Annotated in this window: 19 protein-coding genes; 10 read left to right on the top strand and 9 right to left on the bottom strand. The window is 38.4% G+C overall.

Annotated elements, in window-relative coordinates; all coding sequences use genetic code 11:
• The first annotated feature begins 36 nt into the window (after nucleotides 1-36).
• Nucleotides 37-741, top strand: a complete 705-nt coding sequence (locus AN161_RS04930) for a hypothetical protein (protein WP_075807176.1) — start codon at nucleotides 37-39, stop codon at nucleotides 739-741.
• Nucleotides 742-855: 114 nt separating this feature from the next.
• Here the strand turns inward: AN161_RS04930 and AN161_RS04925 are convergent, their stop codons facing one another.
• Both AN161_RS04925 and AN161_RS04920 read right to left on the bottom strand, forming a co-directional pair.
• Entirely contained in the window at nucleotides 856-1,068 is a 213-nt protein-coding gene (locus AN161_RS04925; RefSeq protein ID WP_053593267.1) for a hypothetical protein, read from the bottom strand.
• 22 nt (nucleotides 1,069-1,090) lie between these two features.
• On the bottom strand, nucleotides 1,091-1,678 hold the full coding sequence (locus AN161_RS04920; protein ID WP_053593266.1) for a peptidylprolyl isomerase: 588 nt from the start codon (nucleotides 1,676-1,678) through the stop codon (nucleotides 1,091-1,093).
• A gap of 509 nt (nucleotides 1,679-2,187) precedes the next feature.
• Here AN161_RS04920 and AN161_RS04915 point away from each other — a divergent pair.
• Nucleotides 2,188-4,038, top strand: coding sequence for a transglycosylase domain-containing protein (locus tag AN161_RS04915; protein ID WP_053593265.1), 1,851 nt, complete (start codon nucleotides 2,188-2,190; stop codon nucleotides 4,036-4,038).
• A 122-nt stretch (nucleotides 4,039-4,160) separates the two neighbouring features.
• Here AN161_RS04915 and AN161_RS04910 read toward each other — a convergent pair whose 3' ends face one another.
• Complete coding sequence (locus AN161_RS04910) at nucleotides 4,161-4,724, bottom strand: DUF5366 family protein (RefSeq protein ID WP_053593264.1); 564 nt, start codon at nucleotides 4,722-4,724, stop codon at nucleotides 4,161-4,163.
• Nucleotides 4,725-4,878: 154 nt separating this feature from the next.
• On the opposite strand from AN161_RS04910, the gene AN161_RS04905 reads away from it, so the two are divergent.
• The 7 genes from AN161_RS04905 to mnhG are packed head-to-tail and all read left to right on the top strand — an operon-like array spanning nucleotide 4,879 to nucleotide 10,637.
• A complete protein-coding gene (locus tag AN161_RS04905; RefSeq protein ID WP_075807175.1) occupies nucleotides 4,879-7,293 on the top strand; it encodes a Na+/H+ antiporter subunit A in 2,415 nt (804 codons plus the stop codon).
• Complete coding sequence (locus tag AN161_RS04900) at nucleotides 7,280-7,702, top strand: Na(+)/H(+) antiporter subunit B (protein WP_053593263.1); 423 nt, start codon at nucleotides 7,280-7,282, stop codon at nucleotides 7,700-7,702. The genes AN161_RS04905 and AN161_RS04900 overlap by 14 nt, the downstream gene beginning before the upstream one ends.
• A complete protein-coding gene (locus AN161_RS04895) occupies nucleotides 7,702-8,043 on the top strand; it encodes a Na(+)/H(+) antiporter subunit C (protein WP_053593262.1) in 342 nt (113 codons plus the stop codon). Before AN161_RS04900 ends, AN161_RS04895 begins: the two co-directional genes overlap by 1 nt.
• Nucleotides 8,036-9,523 carry a Na+/H+ antiporter subunit D gene (locus AN161_RS04890; protein ID WP_053593261.1) on the top strand — a complete coding sequence of 496 codons (1,488 nt, stop codon included), beginning with the start codon at nucleotides 8,036-8,038 and terminating at the stop codon, nucleotides 9,521-9,523. The genes AN161_RS04895 and AN161_RS04890 overlap by 8 nt, the downstream gene beginning before the upstream one ends.
• A 4-nt stretch (nucleotides 9,524-9,527) precedes the next feature.
• Complete coding sequence (locus AN161_RS04885; RefSeq protein WP_053593260.1) at nucleotides 9,528-10,007, top strand: Na+/H+ antiporter subunit E; 480 nt, start codon at nucleotides 9,528-9,530, stop codon at nucleotides 10,005-10,007.
• A complete protein-coding gene (locus AN161_RS04880) occupies nucleotides 10,004-10,285 on the top strand; it encodes a Na(+)/H(+) antiporter subunit F1 (RefSeq protein ID WP_053593259.1) in 282 nt (93 codons plus the stop codon). The genes AN161_RS04885 and AN161_RS04880 overlap by 4 nt, the downstream gene beginning before the upstream one ends.
• Nucleotides 10,269-10,637, top strand: coding sequence for a monovalent cation/H(+) antiporter subunit G (mnhG, locus tag AN161_RS04875; RefSeq protein ID WP_053593258.1), 369 nt, complete (start codon nucleotides 10,269-10,271; stop codon nucleotides 10,635-10,637). Before AN161_RS04880 ends, mnhG begins: the two co-directional genes overlap by 17 nt.
• Nucleotides 10,638-10,709: 72 nt before the next feature.
• On the opposite strand, the gene cysC is transcribed toward mnhG, so the two are convergent.
• The 4 genes from cysC to AN161_RS04855 all read right to left on the bottom strand — a co-directional run bounded on the left by cysC (nucleotide 10,710) and on the right by AN161_RS04855 (nucleotide 14,521).
• On the bottom strand, nucleotides 10,710-11,303 hold the full coding sequence (gene cysC, locus AN161_RS04870; RefSeq protein WP_053593257.1) for an adenylyl-sulfate kinase: 594 nt from the start codon (nucleotides 11,301-11,303) through the stop codon (nucleotides 10,710-10,712).
• On the bottom strand, nucleotides 11,300-12,439 hold the full coding sequence (gene sat, locus AN161_RS04865; RefSeq protein WP_053593256.1) for a sulfate adenylyltransferase: 1,140 nt from the start codon (nucleotides 12,437-12,439) through the stop codon (nucleotides 11,300-11,302). The genes cysC and sat overlap by 4 nt, the downstream gene beginning before the upstream one ends.
• 303 nt (nucleotides 12,440-12,742) lie before the next feature.
• Nucleotides 12,743-13,807 carry an inorganic phosphate transporter gene (locus tag AN161_RS04860; RefSeq protein WP_053593255.1) on the bottom strand — a complete coding sequence of 355 codons (1,065 nt, stop codon included), beginning with the start codon at nucleotides 13,805-13,807 and terminating at the stop codon, nucleotides 12,743-12,745.
• 12 nt (nucleotides 13,808-13,819) lie between these two features.
• A complete protein-coding gene (locus tag AN161_RS04855; protein WP_053593254.1) occupies nucleotides 13,820-14,521 on the bottom strand; it encodes a phosphoadenylyl-sulfate reductase in 702 nt (233 codons plus the stop codon).
• A 188-nt stretch (nucleotides 14,522-14,709) separates the two neighbouring features.
• On the opposite strand from AN161_RS04855, the gene AN161_RS28555 reads away from it, so the two are divergent.
• A complete protein-coding gene (locus AN161_RS28555) occupies nucleotides 14,710-14,970 on the top strand; it encodes a hypothetical protein (RefSeq protein WP_143114612.1) in 261 nt (86 codons plus the stop codon).
• A gap of 61 nt (nucleotides 14,971-15,031) precedes the next feature.
• Here AN161_RS28555 and cysI read toward each other — a convergent pair whose 3' ends face one another.
• Both cysI and AN161_RS04845 read right to left on the bottom strand, forming a co-directional pair.
• Complete coding sequence (gene cysI, locus AN161_RS04850; protein WP_053593253.1) at nucleotides 15,032-16,753, bottom strand: assimilatory sulfite reductase (NADPH) hemoprotein subunit; 1,722 nt, start codon at nucleotides 16,751-16,753, stop codon at nucleotides 15,032-15,034.
• A gap of 17 nt (nucleotides 16,754-16,770) precedes the next feature.
• Complete coding sequence (locus AN161_RS04845; RefSeq protein ID WP_053593252.1) at nucleotides 16,771-18,558, bottom strand: assimilatory sulfite reductase (NADPH) flavoprotein subunit; 1,788 nt, start codon at nucleotides 18,556-18,558, stop codon at nucleotides 16,771-16,773.
• Nucleotides 18,559-18,778 lie beyond the last annotated feature (220 nt).

Below are 18,778 nucleotides of genomic sequence, written 5' to 3'. Positions count from 1 at the left end.
CAATTATAGAAAACACTAAATATGAGGTGTTTTTTTATGAAAAATATTCTTATATTAATTATTGTCATTTCTCTTTTTACTGTTTTAACAAAAACTAAAGCAATGATAAATGAATATGATGAAATTACAAAGTCTGATAAAGCGGATGTTACCCTTTATGCTAAAAAGATAAATGGAGTATATACAGATTTTAAAATTAATTTTCAAGGCGGTGTTCTGACAAGACCTTATTGGATAAATACAACAAGCCCTACTTGGTCCCCTCAAATTATCTATGAGGACATCAATAAAGATGGAAAAAATGAGTTGATTATAATTTTGACAAAGGGTACTGGTACTGGAATATTAGAACGAGAAGTTCACGTTTTCCATATTCAAAATCAAAGAATAAATAAGGAACTTGTTGAAGTACCAGTTGAAGTGCTTGTTGATGACCCAATTGCAATAGCGTTAAAAAAAGTAAAGACCGAGTTATTACCTAACAAAGCAATCATTCGTATTGGTAAAAAGAAATATGCAATTGATACTAAACCTCTAAAAATTGATCCTGAACATTTATTTCCTGATATATACTTTGGTAATCTTATCAACTTTGAAATAAACGACAATCAACTCATTGCGAAAATCGGAGGTCAAATTTCTCCAACAGGTGGAAGTATAGGCGATATTCAAATTATGTATATGTTTAAGGATAAAATGTATCAAGCAAAATCAATTGAATTTAAACCAAATGAATACTAATGGAGGATTTTAGTGCAGCAAGGGCTTCAAAAATAATCAAACTTTTTTATATAGAATTTAATCTACAAAAGTTGATGCCCCGCAGCTATTAATGGCTACGAGGCATCTAGTACACTAAATATTTTGCTGATTGTTTGTATTTTTTTTCTCAGAAAGAATACGTGCTTCGATTTCCTTTGATTTAATTTCTTGTTTCTTAGAAATTTTACGGAAAACGGTAAATACAACAATACATAAAATAAGCATGATTAAAAATTCAAAAGCTGCAGGAATATAGCCTGACTTATCTTCTGGGAAATATAAAAATTGATACATTAAGTGTTCCATGTTTTACACGTCCTTACAATTATTATTCAAAAACTGTAATTGACTCAATTTTCACATCTTCTAATGGTTTATCACGGGAGTCTTTTTCTACTTCTGCAATTTTGTCTATAATGTCCATTCCTTCAACAATATGACCGAATACTGTATGTTTATGGTCTAACCAAGGTGTACCACCATTTTGAGCATATGCTTCAATAATTTCTTCAGGGAAGCCAGCACCTTGTAATTGGCGAAGCATATCACTTGGAAGGTGCTTCATTTGTACGATAAAGAATTGTGAACCGTTTGTATTTGGTCCAGCGTTTGCCATTGAAAGGGCTCCACGAAGGTTAAATACTTTATCAGAGAACTCATCCTCGAAAGAGTTACCCCAAATTGATTCGCCACCCATACCTGTACCAGTTGGATCACCGCCTTGAATCATAAAGTCTTCGATAACACGGTGGAAAATAATGCCGTTATAGTAACCTGATTTTGCATGTCCTAAGAAGTTTTCAACAGTTTTTGGTGCATGCTCTGGGAATAATTTGATTTTGATGGCACCTAATGTTGTTTTCATTTCTACAAGTACTTCGCCTGCTAGTACTTCTGTTGTTAATTGTGGAAACATTGAAGTCTCTCCTTTAAATGTAAAATTTCAGTTTCAATGAAAATGATAGTACTATCATTTCTGACCTCATTTTAGTCTAACATACTTCTCAATGGTTTTCTTCACCAAAGTATTGACGATTTTTTGCACTTTTAATTTTTTGGCTTATCACCAAAGTGTGGGGGTTGATTTCCGTTCCGACTGGGCGCTTTCCTGGGGGCGTCCGATGAGCCGCTTCACTCGCGTTGCTCGCTCCAGGGTCTCATCTGTGACGCTGATCCCCAAGGAGTCGCCCAGTCTCCACTCCAATCAACCTATATTATGGCATACGTTTAACAAATATTTTCCTAACCATTCGTGATGAGTCAACAACTTCATAGCAAATTTATTACGGTATTTAACGTGTCTAGAGTTTCTCATACCGCTATTCAATTATTTAATAATGTAGCAAATAGGTCCGAACGAGTATTTGGAAACCATCCAAATTATGTTATTCTTTTGAGTGACTCATATTTAGAGTGGAGGCATACATGAAAAAGGCTTTTGGTTTTTTTATCATTCTACTATCCTTACCTGTCCTTTGGTGGATTAGTACAAATATTAGGACAGAAATTAATACGGCAAAAGCGCATGAGGAGCAAATTGCTGGCGCTATTCATTTACCGGAAGTACAAACACAGCTTCCAATAACACTGATTGATCAATACGGTAAAACATTTAGTGAGGAATATGTCGAATGGCGGCAACCTCTCACTTTACAAGAAATTCCACAAATTGCCCAGGAAATTTTTATTGCAAGTGAGGACGCTCATTTTTATGACCATATCGGCTTTGACCTCAGTGCTATCGTCCGTGCAGTAGTTGCTAACTCAAGCACAAATTCTTCTTCTCAAGGTGGTAGTACCATTACACAGCAGCTCGTTCGTATGCGTTATTTATCCGATGAAAAAACATATGAACGAAAATTAACAGAGCTTTTTTATTCCTATGAACTTGAAAAAGAATTTGATAAAGACGCGATTTTAACGATGTATCTGAATGAATCCTATTTTAGCAATCAAGTTTATGGAATCGGTGGTGCAGCTACATATTATTTTCAGAAACCACTTCAAGAATTATCTATTGCTGAAATTGCATTTATTGCTGCCATTCCAAATAACCCCTCACTTTATAATCCTTTAAAAAATTTTGATAAAACAAAAGCGAGGCAGGAGCGGCTATTAGATACACTCGCAGCAAGTGGTGCTATAACAACAGAAGATGCCACTACATATAAAGCAGAAACGATAACATTAAATGTAAAGAATAAAGTTCAAAACAATCCTATGTACAGCTCTTACGTCCTACAAGAGCTTAGATGGTTAGTATCAGAAAAAGAAGGTTATGCAGATCGTCTTGCCAATACACAAAGCGAGGAAGAAAAGAAAAAAATCAAAGCTCAGCTAGATAATCGACTTAATACATTATTCCAGAATGGACTAACGATTTATACCGCGCTCGATCCAAACAAGCAAGCACATGATGAGAACAAAATGACTGCAATTTTAGGTTCAGGCAAATTACAAGCAGCTGGAGCAGTTATTGATAATAAATCCCGTGAAGTTGTTAGTCTTTATGCTGGGAAAAACTATGAAAAGTTTGGTTATCACCGTGCCTTTCAAGGTACGCGGCAGCCAGGCTCTGCCTTTAAGCCGTTAGCGGTTTATGCTCCTTTCTTTGAAACGACAGCACATACGCCAGATTCTATCGTCAGTGGTGGTAGTTATTGCGTCGGTTCATATTGTCCAGAAAACTATGGTGGCTTTAAATACGGTGATGTACCCATTCGAGTAGCATTTCAATATAGCTACAATACATCGGCTCTCCGTCTGTTGAACACTGTCGGAATTGATACAGCATTTAGTTACTTAGATCGCTTTCACTTCCGCTCCATCGTGGCAAAAGACCATAATTATGCTGTCTCTTTGGGAGGATTAACGTATGGTGTTACAGCACTTGAGCTAGCAGACGCTTATACAAGCTTTATAGACGGCTCATACGTGCAGGCCCATAGCATCCGTAAAGTAACAACGGCTGATGGAACGGAGCTTTACAGCTGGGATTCAGCACGCGATCAAATTTGGTCACCGAAAACGGTTAAGAATATGCGTTCAATTCTTTCAGATGTTGTTACTAAAGGTACAGGACAAGGCGTTTATAGTAGAAGTAACTATATCGGTGCGAAAACAGGAACAACTAACAACTATCTCGACTACTGGCTTGCGGGATTAAATGATGAATACACGGCAACAGTATGGCTTGGCTACGATAAGCCACAATCTATGGAGAAATTAGAAGATTATAAGATTCATCATCAGCTATTTAATGTTTTATTAGAATAAAGTTAAAAGTAATACATCCTCAATTAAAAGGAGCAGCCCATAGTGAAATTCATCACTACTGGGGCTGCTCCTTTCATTGTTTAAAATTGTTATGTAATTAAGTAAATACTTAAACATGGCTTTTAATTAGCAAACGGTAAACTTGCCAAGATGCCATTATACAATTTTAAAACGACATAAACTAAAAGCGATAATAGTATTGTCCACATAAATAGCTCAAATACTAGTAAGCCAATCGTTCCACCCATCGACATAAAATGGCTCATTTTATAGATAAGGTAAATAAAATAGATAAAGACGGTTAAGACAAAAATACCTACTAAAACGTAAATAAATTGAATCGCAAAGGCTGAACATATTGCACCAACAAATAAAATGATGTATCCGCCTCGTGCTTGATTAACTGTCGCACCTTCATTATCTTTTGAGAAAAATAACATTCCTAGTTCATGAATAGTTTCCCCTACTAATTTTAACGCTGAAAATAACATAAAAAAGATTACAGCAAAGACAATTAGCAAAAAGACACGTAGTTCAAAATCTGATAAAAATTCACGCATGCCAGAATATACGCCAATTGCATGAAAAACCTGCAACGATTCACTTACAGCATACATCCCAAATGTTAAACTAAATAATAAAATTGTAATTAATGGTAAATAACCATAAATATAAGGGTTCTTCATAAAAATTTTTTCCCTCTAACTATATTGATAACTTCCTATTTATAATATAGCCAAAATTCTTCCACTATCGCAAGCTAAATCCTATGAGTACATATGCATTCAGGCAAAAAGTACGTTATAATTAACATACTTACCTGCATAAAGGAGGATTTTTTTGTTACAAGTACTTTATATTTTCATTCCAATGCTTGCTGCAATATTTGTGCCATTTTTATATAAAAGCATTAAAAATATTCACACAGGCTGGTTTGTGCTTGCAGTACCTGCCACACTCGCGATTATTTACGCATCATATATCACAAGAGTAGCAGACGGTAAAGTATTTCTTGAGGAGCTTCCGTGGATTCCATCGCTCGATATTTCTGTTGTTTCTTATTTAGATGGACTTAGCTTGCTGTTCTCACTCATGATTACTGGAATCGGCTCATTGGTCGTACTTTACTCTATTTTTTACTTAGACAAACATAAAGAAAAATTACATAATTTTTATGTTTACTTATTATTGTTTATGACCGCGATGCTAGGAGTAGTACAGTCAGATCATTTAATTACCTTGTACTTTTTCTGGGAGTTAACATCTATTTCATCATTTTTACTGATCGGCTACTGGTATACTCGCGATGCTTCCCGCTTTGGTGCACTTAAGTCAATGATGATTACGGTCGGTGGCGGCTTAATGATGTTGGGAGGATTTATCCTTCTTTATTTAATGGGAGGAACGTATTCAATCCGTGAACTTATTGTCATGGTACCTAATTTAGTGGAGCATCCGTTGTTCACTTGGTCGCTCGTTTTAATACTTCTAGGAGCCTTTACGAAATCTGCACAATTCCCATTCTACATTTGGTTACCAGATGCAATGGAAGCGCCAACACCAGTTAGTGCATACCTTCACTCCGCAACAATGGTAAAAGCAGGTATTTATTTAGTTGCACGCTTTACACCGATTTTTGCTGTTTCGGAGCTTTGGATATGGCTCGTTACCGGCGTAGGTATCTTAACACTATTCTGGGGTTCCTTCTTTGCAGTGAAGCAAACAGATTTAAAAGGAATTCTTGCTTTCTCTACAGTGAGTCAGCTTGGACTTATTATGTCATTGCTCGGTGCAAGTGCCGTAGCGTTTCATGACAATGGAGCAACAGATACTATTAAATTTGCTGCTTTTGCGGCGATCTTCCACCTTATCAACCATGCTACGTTTAAAGGTAGCTTATTCATGATTGCAGGTATTGTCGATCATGAAACAGGTACACGTGATATTCGTAAGCTCGGTGGCTTAATGAGTATTATGCCGATTAGCTTTACTGTCGCGGCAATCGGAAGCTTATCGATGGCTGGTCTACCACCATTTAATGGCTTCTTAAGTAAGGAAATGTTTTTAACTGCAATGCTTGCACTTCAAAATTTTGAATTTTTCGGCTTTGATACATGGGGAGCACTCTTCCCGATTATTGCTTGGATTGCTAGTATTTTCACATTTATCTATAGCTTCTATTTTGTCTTTAGAACATTTACTGGTAAATATACACCAGAAAAATTGCCTCATAAACCACATGAGGCACCGATTGGCATGCTGATTTCGCCGATGATTTTAGCAGCATTAGTCGTAACAATATTCTTTATTCCGAACCTAGTTGGGGATACTTTTGTAAAGCCAGCTGTACAAGCCATTCAACCATTCTTATATGATTCACCAAAGGATATTGATATTCATGTAGCAGCTTGGCATGGTGAAATTACGCCAGAATTACTCATGACATTTGGCATAGTAATTGTTGGAGTTCTACTGTTTGTAGCATTACCGAAATGGCAGGGCATCTATCAAAAATTCCCACGAGCTTTAACATTAAATAATGCATACGACAAAATTATGCTTGGACTAGATGTTGGGTTAAATCGTGTATCACGTCTTTATATGACGGGCTCTATGCGTCACTACCTGCTATATATGTTCAGTAGCATTGCAGCGATTGTAATTGGTTCTTTATTTGTGAAGGATGCCTTTACAGTCTCCTTCCAAAATACTGCTCCTATTAATCCATACGAGATTATTTTAGTTGTGGTTTTACTAATTGGAACGGCCATTACAATTTTAGCAAAGTCACGTTTAACAGCGATTATAGGTCTTGGCGCAGTGGGCTACACAGTGGCATTATTCTTCGTTATTTTTAATGCTCCTGATTTAGCATTAACACAGCTTGTCATTGAAACGATTTCTGTTGCGCTATTTTTACTAGCGTTTTATCATCTGCCTAAGCTTGGAAAACGAGAAGAACGGATGAGATTCCAATTAAATCGTGCGATTGTTTCCATTGCAGTCGGTGTTATGGTCACGCTTGTAGCGCTATCTGCACATTCACAAAAACTGATTCCAACTATTTCTAAGTATTATGAGGAAACAGTTTATTCAAAAGCCGGCGGTGGAAACATTGTCAATGTAATCTTAGTAGACTACCGTGGCTTTGACACACTATTTGAAATTACAGTGCTAGCTATTGCTGGAATGGGCATTTTAGCAATGATTAAGCTACGCATGAATAGAAAGGAGAAAACACATGAAAACAAATGATGTGATTTTACAATTTACAACAAAGTTTGTGTTCTTCATTATTTTCTTCTTCTCCATTCATATTTTTCTTGCAGGTCATTACACACCTGGGGGCGGCTTTGTAGGCGGACTTTTAACATCAAGTGCCATCGTGCTCTTAGTCCTTGCCTTTGATTTAAATACAGTTCGTAAGGTATTACCAATAAATTATTCGTATTTAACAGCAATTGGCTTACTACTAGCCCTTGCAACAGCCGCTTTCCCGATGTTTTTGGGCAAACCGTTTTTTACACATTACTTTGATTATTTCGATTTACCGCTTCTAGGCAAACAGTCATTGCACACGGCTATGCTTTTTGATAGCGGTGTCTATTTGGTTGTTGTCGGCGTTACGATGACCATTATTCAAACGATTGGGGAGGATGAATAATGGAAATAATTATGGCGTTTGTCATCGGCTTTCTGTTTATGGCAGCGGTTTATTTAATCTTATCCAAAAGCTTATTGCGCATTATTATCGGGACAGGTCTTTTAAGTCATGGCGCTCATCTACTCATTTTAACAATGGGTGGACTTGGCGGAGAAGCACCACCGGTTTTAAAAGAAGGGGCTAAAACATTTGCAGACCCATTACCACAGGCACTTATTTTAACAGCGATTGTTATTAGCTTTGGGGTAACGGCGTTCTTCCTTGTACTTGCTTACCGTTCTTATCAGGAGCTCGAGACAGATGATATTAGCTTAATGAGAGGAAGTGATGAGGATGAATAACTTCCTTCTACTGCCCATTATCATTCCATTTTTCTTCGGCATGATTTTAATGTTTGGGCAAAAAAACTTAAAATACCAGCGTTCATTCGCATTGCTTGGTATAGGACTCGCACTTATATCAGCCATTTCACTGCTTATTAAAGTTAAAAATGATGGTATTCAAATGTTGACGTTCGGGAATTGGCCTGTGCCTTATGGCATTACGATGGTTTCTGATATGGTGTCCGCACTGCTGGTCACAACAACGCTACTGATTACCCTCCTTGTTGTTTGGTATGGATTTGGTTCCATCACAAAGGAACGTGAACGCTTCTTCTATTACCCTGGGATCATGTTTATTTTAACTGGGGTTAACGGGGCATTTACGACAGGCGATATTTTTAACCTTTTCGTATTCTTCGAGGTATTGTTAATGGCCTCGTACTTGCTCATCGTTCTTGGGGGCGAAAAGGGACAGCTTAAAGGTTCTATTAAATATATTTTAATTAATGTTATTTCATCTGCTCTATTCGTTATTACAGTTGCCTTCCTTTACTCTGTAGTAGGTACATTAAACATGGCAGATATTGCAGTGAAAATTGCTGAAATCAATCAACCAGGCATTGTTACTGTGATAGCTGTACTATTTTTAATGGTATTTGGGTTAAAAGCGGCTATTTTCCCGCTATACTTCTGGCTTCCAACTTCTTATGCGGCAGCACCTATACCAGTACTAACGCTATTTGGTGCACTACTAACAAAGGTCGGCATTTACGCGATTACTCGAACATATACATTGTTCTTTGTTCATGATTTATCGTATACACATGATTTACTGATGGCATTAGCAATTGCAACAATTATTGCGGGTTGCATTGGTGCACTTGCCTATCACGATGTTAAGCTCATCATTATTTACAATATTGTCATTGCTGTAGGTGTTATTTTATTCGGTGTATCTCAAATGAATGAAATCGCCCTAAAGGGTGCAATGTTCTATTTAATTCATGACATGCTGATAAAAGCAGCGCTCTTTATGTTGATCGGTATAGTGATTTACATTACTGGCACGTCTGATTTACGAAAAATGGGCGGTCTCATGAGTAAATATCCCGCTCTTGGTTGGTTCTATTTAATTGCAGCATTTGGTTTAGCAGGAATTCCCCCACTTAGTGGCTTCGTCGGAAAGCTGTTGATAGTACAGGGAGGATTTGAAGCAGGCAGTAAATGGAGCAGTATTTTTATTTTAGCTTCATCACTTCTCGTTTTATTGTCTGTTATTCGTATTTTCCTTTATGCCTTCTGGGGTGAAGAAAAAGAAACAACGGGGACTGTCGATAAAAAAGTCTATTATACACTATTTGTGCCTACTGTTATTCTAGTGCTCATTACCGTAGTGTATGGAGTTGGCTCTGAATGGATTACACCATTTATGGACGATGCGGCAAAAATATTAAGTGATCCATCTATTTATATAGATGCTGTATTGAAGGGGGATTAGAGCTATGGCATTTCAAATTATCTTAAACTTTGTACTTGCCTTCGTTTGGATGTTCCTTTCTTCTAATTACACAGCAACAGGCTTTATCGTTGGATTCATTCTCGGTATTATATTGCTCATTATTATGCGTAGATTTTTTACTACCCGACTTTACGTCTACCGTATATGGGCAATTATTAAACTGACTTTACTCTTTTTAAAGGAGTTAGTGTTAGCGAATATACAAGTTCTTCGAGTGGTCTTAAAGCCTAAATTGGATATGCAGCCTGCATTCTTTGCCTATCCGACTGTTTTAACACAAGAATGGGAAATTACTTTATTATCGAGTCTTATTACGTTAACACCTGGTACAGTAGTAGTTCACGTATCAGATGATGCAAAAACTTTGTATGTGCATGCGATCGACATGAGTGATGTCGATGAAGCAATTACAGCAATTCGAGATTCATTTGAGAAAGCGATTTTGGAGGTGAGTAAATCATGACGACGTTTATTGTTACTGCTATTGTAGTGATTTGCTTATCGATGATTGCAGTTATTTATCGAATGGTTAAAGGACCTTCTGCATCCGACCGTGTTGTAGCACTTGATTCATTAGGAGTGTCAGTGATTTCACTTATTGGACTTTTTTCAGTATTAGTTGAAACAAGCTTCTTCCTTGAGATTATATTGTTGTTAGCGATTTTATCGTTCATCGGTACTGTTGCTTTCTCTAAATTTATAGAGAAAGGAGATATCATTAAACGTGACAATTCTCGCTAATAGTTTAGTTATCTTTTTCATTTCTATAGGGGTACTATTTATTGTCGTGACAGCTATTGGTCTTATCCGTTTACCTGATTTGTACACACGCGCTCACGCTGCTTCAAAAAGTGCAACGCTCGGTGTTATGTGCGTACTCATTGGCGTATTCTTTCACTTTTGGCTTATTGAAGATCACTTCAATCCCCGCATTTTGCTAGGTATATTGTTCCTGTTCATTACAGGTCCCGTTGGAGGTCATATTATGACGCGCTCCTCATACATCGCAGGCGTAAAACCTTGGAAAGGCACAGTACGCGACGAGCTTGGACCTGAAATTGATCGGATGAAAAAGGAACAAGGTATTAAATAACTTTTAGACAAAGACAAAAAGAATCTGCTCGATTTTAATTAATAAATCGAGCAGATTTTTTTATATTTCTACTTAAATATATCCTTTGGAAAATAAAATACTCACTAGCTGATCAACACATTCGTCTATTGAGTAATTTTCTGTATTTAAAATAATTTCTGGACGTTCTGGTTCCTCATATGGCGCACTAATACCCGTAAAGTTAGGAATTTCTGCATTACGTGCTTTTTTATAAAGACCTTTTGGATCACGCTTTTCACACGTTTCAACAGAGCACTTCACATAGACCTCTAAAAATTCCCCGGCTTCCACTAATTCACGGACAACTTGACGATCTTCTCGATAAGGTGAAATAAAGGCAGTCAGAACAATTTGACCACTTTCCACAAAAAGCTTAGATACCTCTCCAATACGTCGGATATTTTCTTTTCGACCAGCTTCATCAAATCCTAAATCCTTATTTAAGCCATGGCGAACATTATCACCATCTAAGACAAATGCTTGATTGCCACGTTCAAAGAGTCGGCGTGCGAAGGCATTCGCCACAGAAGATTTGCCTGAAGCTGATAAACCGGTGAACCATAAAATAAAGCTTTGATGTTTGTTTTGTGTACGGCGCTCCTCTTTCGTAATGGAAGCTTCATGCCAAACGATGTTCGAACTCACTTTAAAACCTCCTTACGCATTCCTTTAATCAGTACATCCACAACCTCTTTACGACTAAATGTACTTGGAGGCACTTCGCCATTACGTAACATTTCACGAACCTTAGTACCCGATAAAATGACATGTGCAGAGCTATCATGCGGACAAGTTTTCGTCGTTGCCATTCCCTCACAATTGTTGCAATAGAAGCTATGCTCAAATTTTAATGGAACAATTCCTAATTCATCTTCCGTAAACTGTTCAAAGATTTTTTGTGCATCATATGTGCCGTAGTAATCACCAACCCCTGCATGGTCACGCCCAACGATAAAGTGCGTACAGCCATAATTTTTTCGTACAAGTGCATGAAAAATAGCTTCCTTTGGTCCTGCATAACGCATTGCAGCTGGAAACACGCCTAATTGCACGCGATTTTCAGGATAATAATTTTTAAGTAGAACCTTATAGCTTTCCATGCGAATTGCAGCTGAAACATCGTCCGATTTTGTTTCCCCAACAAGCGGGTTTAAAAATAACCCATCAATTGTTTCAAGCGCGGCCTTTTGAATATATTCATGTGCTCGATGCACGGGATTACGTGTTTGGAAGCCAACAATTGTTTTCCAGCCCTTTTCTGCAAAAAGCTGACGTGTTTCAATCGGATCAAATGAATAGGCAGGAAACTTTTGCTCCAGACGTTTTACTAAAGTAATTTTTCCGCCAACATAAATACTTGGGCGTTCATGCAATTTTTTAACACCCGGATGCTCTAAATCCTCTGTTCCATATATTAGTAACGCCTCTTTTCGCTTATTCGGCTCATAAATATCGGCAATTTCGATAACGCCGTAAACAGCATCACTGTATACTAATTTAGCCTCATCACCAGGCTGCAATGTTGCCGCTACTTCCTTTGTTACGGGTAACGTAATTGGAATACTCCACACAACACCTGATGCTAAACGCGTATGTTCAACTACTGATTCATAATCTTCCTGTGTTAAAAAACCTTCAATCGGACTATAACCACCGACAGCAATTAACTCTAAATCACTAAGTGAAATGGCATCAAGCTCAATGATCTTATTTATATTTTTTACATCCTTCTCTGGATTAAAGGCTTGCACTAATAGTCCCCCATGTGGTTGTAAACTCATCAAAATCTCCTCCTAATTTTATTGAAATACTAAGTTTTATGATTAAGTGCATTTGCGCATTGATTGGAGGATTGAACTTTTTAGATGTAGAGACGCTCCAATCGCTTCACAGTGTGCACTGAGTCTCCTACTGATTTTATTGACTTAATCAGCTTCCTTTCAAAAGTGATCGGGTTGACCGCAGTACTGATCAGCTTCCTCCCGAAAGTGATCAGGTTTCCCACTTATTTGATCAGTTTTTACTCAAAAACAATCAGGTCCTACGCTGATTTTCTCGGCTCCTGCTCAAAAGTTAAAAATTGCTCAAATACCTTCACCTGCGTCGTAGATCGAGCCCTCTTCTTCACGCATTGTCCGCATTAAGCTAATGACACCAAGTGTTCCAACAATAATACTGCCAATTAATATGATGGCATAGAAATCTTTCTCCAAGAAAAGCTGTACTAAAAAATAAGAAATGGCTAAAGAAAAGATTGGCGAGACAATCCAAATACGGATTATTTTTTTCACAATATGTTTATGAAAAATTTGTTTCCCGTTTTTGGCCATCCCCATTCCGATGATGGAAGAGGATGTTACTTGTGTTAACGGTACCGGAAGCCCAAAAATAGAGCTTATACCGACAAGGAGTGCACCTGTACTCGATATCAATATCCCTTCGGCCTTTTCAAAGCGCATAATTTTTTTACCGTTTGTTTCAAGTACACGTTTTCCTAGTAGCATTGCACCGAGCGCCACAAATGCCCCACCAAGCAATATGCCACTTGTTACACCCATCATTCCTGCACCAACAAGTGGACCAACTGCATTTGCTACATTATTCATCCCTGCTGAAAATGCTTCGAAAAATCCAGCAAAGACAAGGAGAATCGTTAAAATCGGATGATTTTTTAATAGTCCCTTGCCTTGTAGCTTGTATAGCAACTTACCAAATATCAACGCAATGACAAATGCTACAATCGGAACAATTACCCAAAATGAAATGATGACAAACAATGATTTAACATATAACACTTTATAGGCAATTCCTACACCTACAACTGCCCCAACTGTCACTTCACTCGTCGATAATGGGATGCCTATAAGATTAGCGAGAAATAGCGAGCTTGTAGCAGAAATCAGAATAATAATGACTATCTTTACAGTAATGTACTCCTGTGGCATGATACCGGAGCTGATTGTTTTTACTACCTCTCCACCACCAAGAACTGCTCCGCTAAAAACACCTACTGCACAAATTAGCAATGCTAGCCAAGCTCTTTTGATGGCACCTGCTCCGTAGGCGACCCCCATTGAGGCCGCTGCTCCACTGGCGCCTATATTCATCGCAAAAAATAAACTAATCGCTATTGCAACATATTCAAGCATGGCAAAACTCCTTTACTCATGTAACCCACACTCAGTTTTACCAGATCCTTGCCATCTACCTGAACGTAAATCATCCATCGTAAATGCTGGTTTTGTACAATGCTCACAGCCAATGCTTGGATAGCCTCTATCGTGCAAAGGGTTATACGGCAAATTATGCTTCGAGACATATCGCCACACATCCTTCCACGTCCAATGAATAAGCGGACAAATTTTAATCGACTTAAATTTATCGTCACGGTTGATAAAGTTTGTATCTTGTCGAGTTGATGATTGTTCACGACGCAAGCCTGAAATCCAAGCTTTTGCGCCAGCTAACGCTTCATGTAGCGGCTTTATCTTGCGAATTTCGCAGCATTTATTTGGAGTAGACTTCCAGAGTTCATCACCAAATTGAGCTGTTTGTTGTTCGAGTGTAAGTGCTGGTTTTTGCATAATAATGTTAAGCTGCGGATACTTTTCTTTTACTCTATCAATCGTTTCATATGTTTCCTTAAAATGAACATCTGTATCTAAAAAGACAAGCGTAGCATCGGGCTTCACCTTTGAAATGAGGTCGATCAAAACGATTCCCTCAATCCCAAAGCTACATGCATAGACGATATCCTCTCCATATTCAGCATAACTCCACTGTAAAACCTCCAGCGCAGCCTTATAAGTTTCGTCTACCTTAAAATCCATTGTTGGCTCATGCCAAGTTGCATATGTTAACATATAATCCCCCCTCGTAACGAAAAAAGGCGTTCTAACGAAAGACATAGTAATAGACATGTCTTTGTTAAAACGCCTCTAGTTTGACTAGCCAGCTTATTATTTAACTTCTTAAAGCAATTATTTTCTGTAGCGAAAGCAAAGCGTCAGCTACAAATGTTTTTGTAGCGAAAGCGAAGCGTCAGCAACAATTGTTTTTTCTGTGCGAAAGCGAAGCGTCAGCAGCAATTGTTTTTTCTGTGCGAAAGCGAAGCGTCAGCAGCAATTGTTTTTTCTGTGCGAAAGCAAAGCGTCAGCAACAATTGTTTTTTCTGTGCGAAAGCGAAGCGTCAGCAGCAGCAGGTGTAAAACCGCGTAACTATAATAAGTCTATTCTGTTCTATTATAGTAAGAGATCTAGAACGGAAATCACCACCTTTAAAGCACCCGAACATTCACAAATATTACCTTAATCATTTTGTTTTTCAACAACATAAGCCATGTAACAGAGAAATTTGCTACAGCGCTACTATTTTATTTATGATGAAAATCTCGTCCGTCGTGAACAGCTGTTACATAACCAGCACGAATAACAAAATCACCGAAATGCTCGCCCTCTAAACGTTCCTTCGCATAGTGTAGAAGGATTGGACGAAGCTCCGCTAAAATCTCCTCTTCACCTATATTTTCACGATATATTTTATTAAGGCGATCACCAGTAAAACTCGCTCCTAAATACATATTATATTTCCCTGGACCTTTACCGATAAAACCAATCTCAGCCATTGCTGCACGTGAGCAACCATTCGGACAGCCTGACATGCGAATAACGATTTCTGTATCGTGTAAGCCTGCTTCCTCGATGATTGTTTCAATTTTTGTAATAAGAGAAGGCAAATAACGCTCCGCTTCTGCCATTGCTAAACCACATGTGGGTAATGATACACAAGCAATTGAGTTACGGCGCAATGCGGAATAGTGCGCACCATCTGTAAGCTTATATTGCTCAATAATCGCAGCAATCTTTTTCTTCTTTTGCGGTGTTACATTACTAATCATTAAATTTTGGTTTGGCGTTAAGCGGAAATCACCTGTATGCACCTTCGCAATTTCACGTAATCCTGTTAGAAGCTCATAATTTTCAAAGTCTTTAATACGGCCATTTTGAATAAATAATGTATAATGCCATTGGCCCTCTGCTCCTTTAATCCATCCATATTCATCACCTGTACGCTCAAAGGTATATGGACGAGCCTGTTGAATTTTCCAGCCTAGGCGACGCGTCAGTTCTTCATTAAACCATTCAAGTCCTCTTGCATCAATTGTATATTTAAAACGTGCATTTTTACGGACTGAGCGATTCCCATAATCGCGCTGAATCGTAATAATTTTCTCCGCTGTTTCCAGTAGTTTGTCAGGCGTAATAAAGCCAATTTCGCGAGCAAGCTGTGGGTATGTTTCATGATCGCCATGTGTCATGCCCATTCCTCCGCCAACTGCTACGTTAAAGCCTACTAGCTTACCATGCTCAACAATGGCAATTAATCCAATATCTTGTGAAAATACGTCTACATCATTACTTGGCGGAATAGCAATACCAATTTTAAATTTACGTGGCAAATATTGCGCACCGTAAATAGGCTCTATTTCTTCATCCTGACTATCAACTACCTTTTCACCATCTAGCCATAGCTCATGGTATGCACGTGTTCTAGGTAGTAAATGCTCACTTAATTTTGCAGACCAGTTATAAATCTCCTCATGTAATGCAGATTGGTTTGGATTCACATTACACATCACATTGCGATTCACATCCCCGCAGGCAGCAAGAGAATCCAATAACACATCATTAATTTCCTGCATATATTTTTTGACATTCCATTTTAAAATGCCGTGTACTTGGAATGCCTGACGTGTCGTTAATTTTAAGGAACCGTTGCCATACTTTCTAGCCATTTCATCCATTACTAGCCATTGAGCTGATGTGGCTGCCCCGCCCGGTGTACGTACGCGCACCATAAATTGATAAGCTGGCTCTAGCTTTTGACGCTGGCGTTCATTACGAAGGTCACGATCATCTTGTAAGTAACTACCATGGAATTTCATCAGGCGGTTATCGTCCTCTGGAATTCCTGAGCTTAATGGATCATTCATCGTACGCTCTAATGTTCCACGTAGATAATTACTATCGGTCTTAATACGCTCTACATCACTAGGCTTCCCAGGTTGTGGAGGTAAAATAATTTTTTCCGTCATTTGTTATCGCTCCTTTATTAATAGATGTCACGTTGATAGCGTTTCTGTTGTTTTAGCTCATTGATAAAGGCTTTAGCTTCCTCTGGCGTTTTTTGTCCCTGCTCCTCTATGATGCGATGAATTGTTGCATCAACATCAGCCGCCATTGACTTTTCATCGCCACAGACGTAAATGACAGCTCCTTGCTCTAACCATTCATAAAAGGACGCAGCATTTTCCTCAATTTTATGTTGAACATATATTTTTCTATCTGTATCGCGTGAAAAGGCGACATGCATTTGACTTAATGTGCCTGAAGCAAGCCAACGCTGCCAATCCGTTTGATATAGAAAGTCTGTGACAAAATGCTGATCACCCAAAATTAGCCATGTTTTTCCTTCGACACCTAGTTCCTCGCGCTCCTCCAAAAATGCACGATAAGGAGCAACACCTGTACCAGCACCAATCATAATAATTGGAATGTCCTCATGCTCTGGCAATCTAAAATTCGGATTTTTATGAACATATATTGGTAATGTATCACCAATTTGAATGCGCTCTGCAACGCTACCAGAGCAAACGCCAAGTCGTTGTCGTTCATTCGTCTCATAGCTTACTTTCCCAATTGTTAAATGAACCTCATCGCTGTTTGCCTTTTGACTACTAGCAATTGAATAAAGCCGCGCTGGAATTTTTCGAAGCAAGTTAACAAGTTGCTGTGCATCCCATATAAATGGTGCAAAATCTTCCACAACATCAAGCAAATCTCTTCCTTTTGCATAGTCCTTCCAGGCACTCGTGTCTTCCAGTAGCTTTGTAAATTCCTGATGCACCGTATAGGCACCAATTTTTTGTAACAAGGGCTTAGAAAGCACTGTAATTTCTAACTTTTTTTGTAATGCGTCCTTTAATGGCATTGTTTCATCAAATACATTTATCTCAGTTTGTGGATCAAGCTGTAACGCTGTAATTAAAGCATCAACCAGTTTTTCATCATTTTCTGGTTGAATACCAATACTATCCCCTGGTTCGAAATGGAAATTAGCACCCTCGACAGATAATTCAATATGACGTGTTTCTTTGTTTGAGCCACGACCATTCAAATTAATGTTTTCCAGGACTTCAGCATAAAACGGATTTTTTCGAGAATATGTAGTATCTCCTTGTACTGTCTGATTTTGTGTAGTCGGTGTAGCAGCTATATCAGTCTGTTGAAGCAACTCCTGCTGAACAGCTGAGAACCATTGTGCTGCCGCATCATCATAATCTACATCACAATCTGTGCGAGGAACGATTCGAGTTGCTCCTAACTTTGCAAACTGCTCATCAAAATCCTTTCCTGTTTTACAGAAAAATTCATAGGAGCTATCTCCTAAAGCTAGCACTGAATAATGAAGATGCTCTAACTTCGGAGCACGCTTACTATGCAAAAATTCGTAAAACTGTATCGCTTGATCAGGTGGATCCCCTTCCCCATGTGTACTAACAATGAGTAAAAGATTTGTTACCTTTTTTAAATTATTTGGCTTAAACGTTGCTAACGACGAAATTGTTACGTCCACATCATTGTCTTTCAATGCTGAAGCGTATTTTTCAGCTAAGCCCTGGCTATTGCCTGTTTGTGAGCCATATAAAATCGTCACTGTTTTGGTGATTGGTTTTACTGACGGTGTTGCTACTTCGATAACGGTATCAATAGTTGCTAGTGGTGCACTTAAATAGCCGTTTAACCAAATCCTCTGTTCTCCTGTTAGTTTTGGAAGCAGCTCATTTAATAGCTTTACCTGCTCCTCATTAAATGGACTGTTTATTACTTGCAGTTTCAATCTTGCCACCTCACATATTATTATCATTTTCTTCTCTTAGTAATTTGTCTGTATTTGAGCTCTCATCGCCATAACGTGGGGTTGATTTCCGTTCGGACTGGGCGCTTTGCCGCTGACGCTTCGCTTTCGCGCAGATAAAACATTGTTGCTGACGCTTCGCTTTCGCACAGAGCAAAGCTTCCTAGGGGCGTCCGATAAGCCGCTTCACTCGCTTTGCTTT

Origin of the sequence: Lysinibacillus sp. FJAT-14222, from assembly GCF_001278875.1 — a bacterium.
Classification (GTDB): Bacteria; Bacillota; Bacilli; order Bacillales_A; family Planococcaceae; genus Lysinibacillus; species Lysinibacillus agricola.
This window is presented reverse-complemented; position numbering and strand designations above follow the sequence as displayed.